The 8,944-nt window shown below is 40.3% G+C and carries 14 protein-coding genes; 5 read left to right on the top strand and 9 right to left on the bottom strand.

The features are described 5' to 3' along the window. Window positions 1–376, bottom strand: a 376-nt coding sequence (locus tag L1266_RS04775) for a transposase (protein ID WP_235376989.1), incomplete at its 3' end; no start/stop codon positions are given. Window positions 377–477: 101 nt separating this feature from the next. Here L1266_RS04775 and L1266_RS04770 point away from each other — a divergent pair. From L1266_RS04770 to L1266_RS04760, 3 genes are read left to right on the top strand one after another with little or no spacing between them, the layout of a single operon-like run. Next, window positions 478–1,221 carry an alpha/beta hydrolase gene (locus L1266_RS04770; RefSeq protein WP_235376988.1) on the top strand — a complete coding sequence of 248 codons (744 nt, stop codon included), beginning with the start codon at window positions 478–480 and terminating at the stop codon, window positions 1,219–1,221. Then, window positions 1,218–1,775: a DUF2975 domain-containing protein gene (locus tag L1266_RS04765; protein WP_235376987.1), complete on the top strand. Its 558-nt coding sequence runs from the start codon at window positions 1,218–1,220 to the stop codon at window positions 1,773–1,775. Before L1266_RS04770 ends, L1266_RS04765 begins: the two co-directional genes overlap by 4 nt. After that, window positions 1,775–1,981, top strand: a complete 207-nt coding sequence (locus L1266_RS04760; RefSeq protein WP_054551900.1) for a helix-turn-helix domain-containing protein — start codon at window positions 1,775–1,777, stop codon at window positions 1,979–1,981. Before L1266_RS04765 ends, L1266_RS04760 begins: the two co-directional genes overlap by 1 nt. On the opposite strand, the gene L1266_RS04755 is transcribed toward L1266_RS04760, so the two are convergent. Together L1266_RS04755 and L1266_RS04750 are read right to left on the bottom strand one after the other, a co-directional pair. Then, window positions 1,978–2,748, bottom strand: coding sequence for an AraC family transcriptional regulator (locus L1266_RS04755; RefSeq protein ID WP_187489969.1), 771 nt, complete (start codon window positions 2,746–2,748; stop codon window positions 1,978–1,980). The genes L1266_RS04760 and L1266_RS04755 overlap by 4 nt on opposite strands. Further along, window positions 2,741–3,187 carry a carboxymuconolactone decarboxylase family protein gene (locus L1266_RS04750; protein ID WP_138599883.1) on the bottom strand — a complete coding sequence of 149 codons (447 nt, stop codon included), beginning with the start codon at window positions 3,185–3,187 and terminating at the stop codon, window positions 2,741–2,743. The genes L1266_RS04755 and L1266_RS04750 overlap by 8 nt, the downstream gene beginning before the upstream one ends. Window positions 3,188–3,344: 157 nt before the next feature. Between L1266_RS04750 and L1266_RS04745 the strand changes: the two genes are divergently transcribed. Next, window positions 3,345–3,593, top strand: a complete 249-nt coding sequence (locus L1266_RS04745; protein ID WP_054551897.1) for a hypothetical protein — start codon at window positions 3,345–3,347, stop codon at window positions 3,591–3,593. 91 nt (window positions 3,594–3,684) lie between these two features. After that, window positions 3,685–3,912: a hypothetical protein gene (locus tag L1266_RS04740; RefSeq protein WP_054551896.1), complete on the top strand. Its 228-nt coding sequence runs from the start codon at window positions 3,685–3,687 to the stop codon at window positions 3,910–3,912. A 204-nt stretch (window positions 3,913–4,116) separates the two neighbouring features. On the opposite strand, the gene L1266_RS04735 is transcribed toward L1266_RS04740, so the two are convergent. The 6 genes from L1266_RS04735 to L1266_RS04710 all read right to left on the bottom strand — a co-directional run bounded on the left by L1266_RS04735 (window position 4,117) and on the right by L1266_RS04710 (window position 8,813). After that, window positions 4,117–4,767, bottom strand: coding sequence for a tellurite resistance TerB family protein (locus L1266_RS04735; protein ID WP_138599884.1), 651 nt, complete (start codon window positions 4,765–4,767; stop codon window positions 4,117–4,119). Between the two features lie 216 nt (window positions 4,768–4,983). Then, complete coding sequence (gene azu / locus L1266_RS04730) at window positions 4,984–5,424, bottom strand: azurin (RefSeq protein ID WP_235376986.1); 441 nt, start codon at window positions 5,422–5,424, stop codon at window positions 4,984–4,986. Window positions 5,425–5,448: 24 nt separating this feature from the next. Beyond that, entirely contained in the window at window positions 5,449–6,171 is a 723-nt protein-coding gene (locus L1266_RS04725) for a HugZ family pyridoxamine 5'-phosphate oxidase (RefSeq protein WP_235376985.1), read from the bottom strand. Continuing rightward, a complete protein-coding gene (locus L1266_RS04720) occupies window positions 6,168–6,956 on the bottom strand; it encodes a heme ABC transporter ATP-binding protein (protein WP_235376984.1) in 789 nt (262 codons plus the stop codon). The genes L1266_RS04725 and L1266_RS04720 overlap by 4 nt, the downstream gene beginning before the upstream one ends. Further along, window positions 6,949–8,007: a FecCD family ABC transporter permease gene (locus tag L1266_RS04715; RefSeq protein WP_235376983.1), complete on the bottom strand. Its 1,059-nt coding sequence runs from the start codon at window positions 8,005–8,007 to the stop codon at window positions 6,949–6,951. The genes L1266_RS04720 and L1266_RS04715 overlap by 8 nt, the downstream gene beginning before the upstream one ends. Beyond that, window positions 8,004–8,813 (bottom strand): heme/hemin ABC transporter substrate-binding protein, encoded by an 810-nt coding sequence (locus tag L1266_RS04710; protein WP_054551890.1) that lies wholly within the window; start codon window positions 8,811–8,813, stop codon window positions 8,004–8,006. Before L1266_RS04710 ends, L1266_RS04715 begins: the two co-directional genes overlap by 4 nt. Window positions 8,814–8,944: the final 131 nt, after the last annotated feature.

Genomic DNA, 8,944 nt, shown 5'->3' with positions numbered 1-8,944 from the left:
CAAACACCTTAAGTCCTGTGCTATCAACTACAATATCTACAAATCCAGTGGTGCGGACTTTACTGCGAAATTTAATATTCAACTCAGCACTGCGCTTACACAGACAACTGTAGGTTGGGGCTTCAAGCGGAAGCTTCATCAAAGATAATACCGATTGTGTGAACCCTTGTAGTGCCCTGAACGACAAGCCAAAGACAGCTTTGAGTGTTAAGCAAGTTTCAATAGCAAGATCAGAGAAATGATTAGAGCGGCCACGCCCGCCGTGAGTACATTCGTTATACCAATGACGCGTTGCTTTTTCGTCAAACCAGAAGCGAATATTACCGCGGTTAACGAGGGCTTGATTATAGTGAGACCAGTTTGTGATTTTGCTCATTGTTGTTGCACGGGCTAGTAGGATATAGATGATCTGATCACAGGCTGGCAAGATAGTTCAAACTTTTAGGAAACAACGCCTATCCGGATAAAAAAATAACGATGCAGGAAATACAAAATGTTGATGCGACAGCCAAAAAGCAAGAAGTTACTTTATCCACCGATGAAGGCATCACTCTTAAAGGCACCCTAATTAAAGTTGCAGATGCACGCGCAACAGTTATTTACTTTGGTGGCAACCAGTTTCGCGTTAGTGCCGCAGGCGGGGATCCTGCCAAGCTACTTTTACCTTTTCAGGTAAATATTATAATGATGGACCATCGCGGTTATGGGCTGAGTTCTGGAGTACCCAGTGTGGCTAATCTAAAAGCTGATGCATTACTGGTGTTTGATTATGTGAAAAGCAGAGCCGATCTAAGTACTTTGCCTGTGGTGATCCATGGTCATTCTTTAGGAAGTATGATCGCAGGTTATGTTGCCAGTCAGCGCAACGTCGATGCTCTCGTACTCGAAGGCAGTGTGACAAATGTTGAGCAGATGACAGCAGCACGAATTCCGTGGTTTGCTAAACCGTTTGTTAGTGTTGAATTTAGTGAAGAGATTAATCAAGTTGATAATTTAAAAGTATTACAAGTTTACCAAGCACCGCTATTAATAATCACCGGTGAAAAAGACACACAAACGCCACCTGAGTTAGCGGAAGATTTATATCAACATGCAAAATCTCAGCAAAAGCAGCTTTACATTGCAAAAGGTAAGCATCATTCAAATGCGTTGACAGGTAAGCAGTTAGCGACTCACTATGAGCAACTTTTAAAACAAATAACACTGAGTAAATCGTCATGAAAAAAATAGTGTGGATGAGTACGCTGATCCTAAGCTTGCTACTTTTTACGCTTATTAGTTTGTTAGTAACAAGTATTATTGTCCTTTTCAGTGACAGTGATGTGTTAAGTTTTACGCAAAGTAACGGTGCGCATTTGTGGATTGGCCTTGAAGTCAGTGGATCTTGGCAAGGAATCGCTCAGACATTGGGTGAGCATGGCTTTGATAGTGTTTTATGGCTGGGTCTTGTGCAATTGCTGCCGTTTTTTCTTATCAATATAATTTTGATTCGGTTATTTCTGCTTTACCGATGTGGATCTTTTTTCACTATTGAAAATATCCAATGTTTTAAATGGTTAGGTGGCGTATTATTAGCGCAATTTGCACTAGTTGTATGCTATCCACCACTACTTATAACTCTTCTTAATTTTGCAACAGGAACTGATATGGGAAGAGTCGTGACGATACAAGATACTGATATTATAGGTTTAGTGGTGGGGTTGATTATTTATGTTATTGGTTGGATTATGGGCCAAGCACAGCAACTACAAGAAGAGCAAGAGTTAGTGATTTAATGGCGATTATTATTGATTTAGATGTTGTGTTAGCTAAGCGAAAAATGAAATCTACAGAATTAGCTGAAGCGATAGGTATTACGCCACAAAACTTATCCGTTCTTAGGGCTGGGCGAGCTAAAGCTGTACGCTTTACAACCTTAGATGCAATTTGTAAGCACTTAGGTTGTCAGCCAGGTGATATTCTGCGTTTTGAAGATGACTAACGCAAAATGAGTTTTGTTTGTTTAGTTTGAGCGTCTTTTAATAACTTGCGGTATTTTGCCGGGGTGACGTGCATTATTGCTTTGAACTCTTTGATTAAATGGGGCTGATCGGTAAAGCCACACTCTACAGCAATATCTGCAAAGCTTTGCTCAGGGTTTTCCTTAATTGCTTGTTTAGCCAGTTTTACTCGGTAAATACGTTCAAAATATTTAGGTGTGACACCACATTGCTCCTTAACCTGCCTTTCAAGCTGACGTTGACTCAGTGGGGCACGCTGATAAGCCGTTTCGAGAGGCGTTAACTCAATGAGATTACGGATTAAATGTTTTGAGTGTTTATTATGTTGATTTAATCTGTGCTGGCTAGTGAAATACGATTTGACCAAGGTCACAAACTTTTCGAGGTTGGCACTCTGTTGCAAGGTTTTTGCTATAGCATTTAATGAGCTCTTTGCGACGATAGGGTGTGCAGAGCGTTCAAGTTCAGGCAATACGGTCGGGTTAAAACGAATACCACAGAACACAGCATTTTCTGAAAAAGTAAGTTTAGAAGCATGTGTAGATGTTTGTTGGAATGCATAAGGGGGGAGCAACTGATGGTCATCAAGCAGTAGCTCACCTGCAACAGGAAATATAACACCTGTAGCTCCGTCACAAGCAAGCCATTGCTCCCCTTGAAAATTCGCCCTGGCAAACCAAATAGCTTGAATACTTTGGGCAATATCACCTTTAGGGGTCATCAGTTCTAAGGTAAGGTGGTTACTCATTAAACTCCACTTCAGGTTTAAACATTTTCACAATACGGTTCCAACTATTAATGGCATTAATAGCGATTGTGAGAGCGACTAACCCTTCGTCTGTAAATTCTTTAACTAGCGATTGGTAGAAAGTATCATCAATTGGCTGTGCTTGTGTCAATTTTTCTGACAAAGTTAGCGCAAGTTGTTCTTGGTTAGTGTAAAAGGGCATATCTTTCCAAGCACATAAACCAATAATACGGTTCGTAGTTTCACCATAGTCTTTTGCTTGTTGTGTGTGCATCGCAATACAAAAAGCACATTGATTAAGTTGCGACACTCTTAATTTAATAAGCTCCCATGTTTTTAAGCTGAAAGTCGTTTCGGCAGCCTGTTTTATAAGTTGCTCTTGTTCCATTAGGTGCTTTATTAGCAGTGGTTGTAAAGAAAAATAGTTAGCTCGTTTCATAAATGATCCTTAAATAATATTTTCAACGAGCTTAGTGCTTATGCATTGTTTAATATTGCAAAAAAACGACATTTTATAGAGTTTCTTAGACACGCCAATTAGCACCTTATTTTGAATCCTGCTATGCTACGCGCATTTGCAACACTGAGTATTTGAGATGATTAACGATAACGATGTAATTGAAACATTAGATGAGTTAGAAACGTTTTTACGCCTAGTTGAAAATGGCGGTTTAGGGCTTGAGAACGTAGCCGGAGTTGCACTTGCTACAAACAATAGTGATGGTCGCCCATTTGTTGCGGTGCTTGATGATAGTCATAAGCTGCTACTGGGTCGTTACGTAAGTAATGATGTTTATGAAAACGGTAAAGATATGATCCGTTATGGGACTAAAAAAGCACATTAGCGTTTTTCTTGTTGATAATGAATTGCTATAGTGGCGGCTCGTTTTCATGATTATCTATTAGTTTTAGTTAGTTTTAAAAGGAAATTTGTTTATGAGGTTTTTAATGTTGGCCTTGGTTGGTTTAGTTTTATCTGGATGCGCAAACTCAGGTAAAGAACAAGCAAGTAACGATGGCTTAATTTGTAAAATGGAAAAACCGACTGGCAGCAATATTGCTACTCGCGTGTGTCGTACACCTGAACAAATTGCTGCTTTGGAAAAAGAAGGTAAGCAAGGGATTCGTGATATTCAAAGAAATAGCACTAATACAATAAAATGAATTAGTGGCTGCAATAAGCTCTATAGTATTTTAGCGTTTCAATGGCCACATGTTAATTGTGGCCATTTTTTTTGATTGTATTTTGATATTTTATTTTGTGCGATGACGCTGCTGTACGTCACTTGCAAAATATTCATATAAACAGAACTAAGTTTAATTTTTGCTGGCGTTCTTTTGTATCTAATAACTAATAATGTTAATGGTTTAGCTAATCGTGTAAAGTTCTCTATGAATACTCATTACCAGTTCGCTAGGAATGCATAATTGGTTAGCGAGCGTGTCTAAGTAGTGTTTAGAAACTGTTTGGTTCAAATCAATTGCACTGGCACTGGCTGCATATACTTCAATACCCATTTGTGCGTTTGGCACAGCGGCAACTAACTCTGATAGCTGCATTGGTTTTCTTAGCTCATCAAACAGCATGGCTTTTTCTTGCACTGACAATTGCATTGTTTCAACTTGTGCGAAGATTTTTTGTCTTTCGGTTTCATCAATGTGGCCATCAGCATAGGCAGCTGCAATCATAGCGCGCATGAGTAATAATTGCCCATCACTGTGATTATCGTCGATTGCATCAGTGAATGACTGCTCGGGCAGCGTGGCGGGGGTAAAATCAAAACCACGAGAACTAGTTTGCTGAACTGGAGCCGCTTTTTGTTCTGAGTATTGTTTATAGGCTTTCCAAGCAAGGCCACCGACAGCAGCAAGCGCACCATATTTTACGGCTTTTTTACTGCTCTTTTTACTTTTTCCGCCCATCAAGCTCGTTAGCCCACCGCCGGCAACACCACCCAAAAAGCCATTCAGCGCGCCTGATTTATTTAAATTACCCACTAATTTTTGTAAGTCTTTCATTGTTCTCTCCTTGCAGATATGTGCCCAGATTAGGTGATTTAAAATCAAAAGGAAACGAGATAAATGTTACAAAACACATCAGTTAACAATTGGTGGTATATTTTTATTGGGTATTCTATCGGCAATATTAAAACCTGCTATTGGGGTGAATAGGGATTAACTTAAGTCAAGAAAGCCAGCAAACTAGCTGGCTATCTATTGGTGAAAATATAAGGTTTAAATTAAGGTAAACGTCCCTTGCATAATTGCGTAGTGACCAGGGTATGAGCAGAAAAGTGCATAATTTTCGCCCTCTTTTAAAAGGTTGCTTGCGAAGGTTACGCTGGTTTGTTCGCCACCCCCTATAATTTTAGTTGCAGCAAGTACACGACTATCACCTTCTTTTAGGTAATTTTTGTCAAGCCCTGCGCCCATGCCATCGCTGGCGATATCTGGAATATCTGCTTGTTTAGAAAGCACCCAGTTATGGCCCATGGCATTTTTTGGTAATTTGCCAGTATGTTTTAGTGTTACCGTCACTTCTTTACAGCTTTTTGGGGCAGTTAATGACTTAGTTGAAAACTGCATCATATCGTTTGATTCAATTGTTAGTTCACATTCATTAGCATTTGCTGAAGCTGCAAGAATAAACAAAATAGAGCCTAAAATTTTCTTCATGGTATTCTCCTTAAATGAACATATTTACACAGTGGCACGTGCATCTTTAGTTAGTTGAACAAGTGCTTTTCGTACTGCTTGAGGGTTATCACATACCTCATTAAAAGGGATGTAGTAGTTCTTATTATGGCTTCTGATGTAGCAGCCTTGCGGTAGCAAACCATTCAAAACGGGTGCTGTGTCGTCAACATGGTAGTGATGGTTTAGAATTAAGGACATTGCATCTTTGTGGTCTTCGTTCATATGATTGATCATATGCAGCTCTTGGTTGTCATCCCATGCTTTTTCTGATGTAAGCCATTCATCTTTTTCAATCCAAAAAATCTTGCCAAAGCCGCCTATATAGCGAATGCGAACAGGGTCTAATTGCCATAAGTTAAAGTCATGAGCGCTACGATAAGAGTCAGCTTCTGGGTATAAAGCAATATATTTGTTGAGTAATACTTCAGCATGTTCTGCTGGAACTAATGAGCCATCACCCACGATGGTTACTCGACCATGTTCGTTTTGATCGCCTGTTTGCGCTGCATCAAATATTGTTAGGCTCATGCGCTTGTCGTGAACTAGGTTTTTAGTGTGTTGAGCAATATCGCTGATAAAAAAATACAGTTTTCCTTGCTCATCACACATGTAAGGAGTTACAGAGCCAAATGGATAGCCGCGTAAATTATATGAAAGGGTAGACATTACTCCGCTACTTTTTTTGTATACCAATTGCTTGGCGTCGTTGACGGCTTGTGTTCTCATGAAAACTCCTGACGTTGAGAATAAATCATTGGGGCGTCATGCAGTGGATGTGACTTAACATACAAAGGCATGGCGTAAATGTGTTTTAAATTATGCTCAGTGAGGACATCTGATGTTCTGCCAGACGCCAAAATGTGTTTTTGATGCAACATAATAATGTCGCTGGTATAAAGACTTGCTAAATTTAAGTCGTGGATTGCAATAATGGCGGCATTGCCTTGCTTAACAAACTTGTTAACCCAACCCAATAAAGCATGCTGGTGGCGCATATCGAGCGCTGAAGTTGGCTCATCTAATAACATGAGCTTCGGCTGAGCATCATCACTAAATGCATCAAGTTGCGCTAAGCAACGCGCCATACTCACTCGTTGTAACTCGCCGCCCGATAAAGCCGTGGCACGACGATCTCTCAAGTGACCCAGCTCCATAAAATCAATGTATTGAGCTACTTTTTTAGCACAGTGCTGCGTTGTTTCTTTGTAAGGGTAGCGCCCCATTGCGACAAGCTCTTGCACTGTGAATGCAAAACCTAGCTGCTGAGACTGCATAACAACGGCACGTTGATGGGCCAGTTTAGCTTGGCTAAATTTTGCTAAGGGGTGGTTGTGTAGCAGTATTTCACCTTGATAAGGATGACTTCCGGCTAGAGTGTGGAGCAAGGTGGATTTTCCAGCTCCATTTTCACCAATTAAGCCCACACATTGACCTGCTTTAATCTTACCAGTTAAATCTTGCAAGATGGCTTTTTCGCCGTAATTAACACTTAAGTTATTAAAACTAAGCAATTGCGCCTCCTTGCTTACTTTTTAAAATAAGGTAGATAAACAAAGGCGCACCAAGTAGGGCGGTGATAATCCCAATAGGAAGCTCTGCTGGCATGACTAATGTGCGTGCGAGCCAATCAGAGAGTAATAAAACGATAATGCCAAGCAACATACACAAAGGCATCATAACCCGTAAATGGGGACCCACCATAAGCCTTGCAATATGCGGAACAACCAAACCAACAAACCCGATTAAGCCTGTCATTGCGACACTTGCTCCCACACCTAATGCAACTAAAATAATGATTTGAAATTTAAGAGTTTGCGTGTTTATTCCTAAATACTGAGCTTGTGATTCACCTAGCAGTAAACAATTCATTGGTTCTTTTAAATACCACAGGCCAATTGCACTGATAAGTAACAGTGGTAATGCTTGATTTAAATTAGCCCACGTAGCACCGCCAAGTGAGCCCATAGTCCAATAGTTTATTAACCTCAGCGCACTGTCATCAGCATAAAAACTTAATAACCCTATTAATGCAAAGGCAAGAGCGTTTACTGCTACACCGACCAAAATCAAGGTCGTCACATTAACTTGACCGGCCTGTTTAGCGATCAGGTAAACAAAAAGCGTGACAGCCAATGCACCTAAAAATGCGGCATAAGGTAAATATTTATCGGCTTGAAAATCAAATTTCGCACCCAGTGCGATAAATGCCACTGCAATAACTGCAGCGCCTGAACTAATACCAATAATAGATGGGTCGGCAAGTGGATTACGGCACAGGGCTTGAGTCGCCGTTCCTGTTTGAGCCAGCACTAAACCAATCATTACAGCTAACATAAAACGTGGTAAACGAATTTGCGTAACAACATTAATTTGTAACGGGTCAAACTGTGTAAAGTGCTCTGGCGCAAGCCAAGCAATAGCTAAACGCCAGTCCCAGCCGGCGGGGCCAAAACCAATACTTAGTAAAGATAAGGCGGCAATACTCAGAACGCAAAGGACTATCCATTTATTAGGAAAAAGCCTTGTTCTTAGCACTATTGGTAAAGTAATTGAATCGTTCATAGCTTATTGCGATATTCACTAACTTGCTCAATGGCAATCGCTATTCTTGGTGTTAACCCCAATGATAATAAACTATCCATAACCAGTAACTTACAGTTTTGTGCTGCTTTTAATAAAGATAAAGCGGGCAGCTTACAAAATGCATCTTTACCACCTAATGAGTAAACGACATGAGCAGGTGCAATAATAAAATCGGGTTGCTCTACGGCAAGGATCTCTCTATTTAATGGTTTAAAGCCTGAGTGAGTCTGCGCTAAGTTTTTAATTCCAGTATATTCAAACAACATTTGCGGCACGGTATCAGTACCGGCAGCAACTAAGCCTCTATCATTGGCCGATAATAGAAAAAGTGCTTTTTTACCAGTAAGCGAAGATTTTTCAGGTAAGCTATTTTGGATTTTTTGATTTAAAGCACGTGCTTGCTCTTGCGCACCTAATTCATTACCTAAATTAGTAATTAAGCTATTTAGCTCACTGATAGAGTCTGGCTTAGGGTAGGTTTTTAACGTTACACCAGTCGAACTGATTTGTTTCAATACTTCAGGTCTGCCAGTTCCTTCAAGTGCAAAAAGTGCCGTTGGGCGTAAAGAAAGTACACCTTCCGCAGCAAGATCGCGGTAATACCCAACCTGAGGTAACTCTGTGGCCGCTTTTGGATACATACTCGATTGATCAACACCTACTAGCTCTTGCTGCTGACCTAACGCGAATATAATTTCTGTTAATGTTCCTCCGGCACTTACTATTCGTTGCTCAGCGAAGACTGAGCTTGAAAGCAGTAATAACATGACGCTTAAGTATTTCATATTTGCACTCACTTGAATGATAGTAGCCCTATTATAATTAATTAAATGCAAATGAAAATAGTTATCACAATCAATATGTGTTTGGGGGGGTAACTTCGTAGTTCAACTCTTTGTGCTAGTCTTGTTGGATG

The sequence above is a fragment of the Pseudoalteromonas sp. Cn5-37 genome (genome assembly GCF_021532495.1).
GTDB lineage: Bacteria > Pseudomonadota > Gammaproteobacteria > Enterobacterales > Alteromonadaceae > Pseudoalteromonas > Pseudoalteromonas simplex.
Note: the sequence above shows the minus strand (reverse complement) of the source record. Positions and strands in the feature narration are given on the sequence as shown.

What these genes read in the sequence shown, in the direction of transcription:
- L1266_RS04770 (WP_235376988.1), top strand. Translation starts at nt 478, where the DNA reads ATGCAGGAAATACAAAATGTTGATGCGACAGCCAAAAAGCAAGAAGTT.
- L1266_RS04765 (WP_235376987.1), top strand. Translation starts at nt 1,218, where the DNA reads ATGAAAAAAATAGTGTGGATGAGTACGCTGATCCTAAGCTTGCTACTT.
- L1266_RS04760 (WP_054551900.1), top strand. Translation starts at nt 1,775, where the DNA reads ATGGCGATTATTATTGATTTAGATGTTGTGTTAGCTAAGCGAAAAATG.
- L1266_RS04755 (WP_187489969.1), bottom strand. Translation starts at nt 2,748, where the DNA reads ATGAGTAACCACCTTACCTTAGAACTGATGACCCCTAAAGGTGATATT.
- L1266_RS04750 (WP_138599883.1), bottom strand. Translation starts at nt 3,187, where the DNA reads ATGAAACGAGCTAACTATTTTTCTTTACAACCACTGCTAATAAAGCAC.
- L1266_RS04745 (WP_054551897.1), top strand. Translation starts at nt 3,345, where the DNA reads ATGATTAACGATAACGATGTAATTGAAACATTAGATGAGTTAGAAACG.
- L1266_RS04740 (WP_054551896.1), top strand. Translation starts at nt 3,685, where the DNA reads ATGAGGTTTTTAATGTTGGCCTTGGTTGGTTTAGTTTTATCTGGATGC.
- L1266_RS04735 (WP_138599884.1), bottom strand. Translation starts at nt 4,767, where the DNA reads ATGAAAGACTTACAAAAATTAGTGGGTAATTTAAATAAATCAGGCGCG.
- azu (WP_235376986.1), bottom strand. Translation starts at nt 5,424, where the DNA reads ATGAAGAAAATTTTAGGCTCTATTTTGTTTATTCTTGCAGCTTCAGCA.
- L1266_RS04725 (WP_235376985.1), bottom strand. Translation starts at nt 6,171, where the DNA reads ATGAGAACACAAGCCGTCAACGACGCCAAGCAATTGGTATACAAAAAA.
- L1266_RS04715 (WP_235376983.1), bottom strand. Translation starts at nt 8,007, where the DNA reads ATGAACGATTCAATTACTTTACCAATAGTGCTAAGAACAAGGCTTTTT.
- L1266_RS04710 (WP_054551890.1), bottom strand. Translation starts at nt 8,813, where the DNA reads ATGAAATACTTAAGCGTCATGTTATTACTGCTTTCAAGCTCAGTCTTC.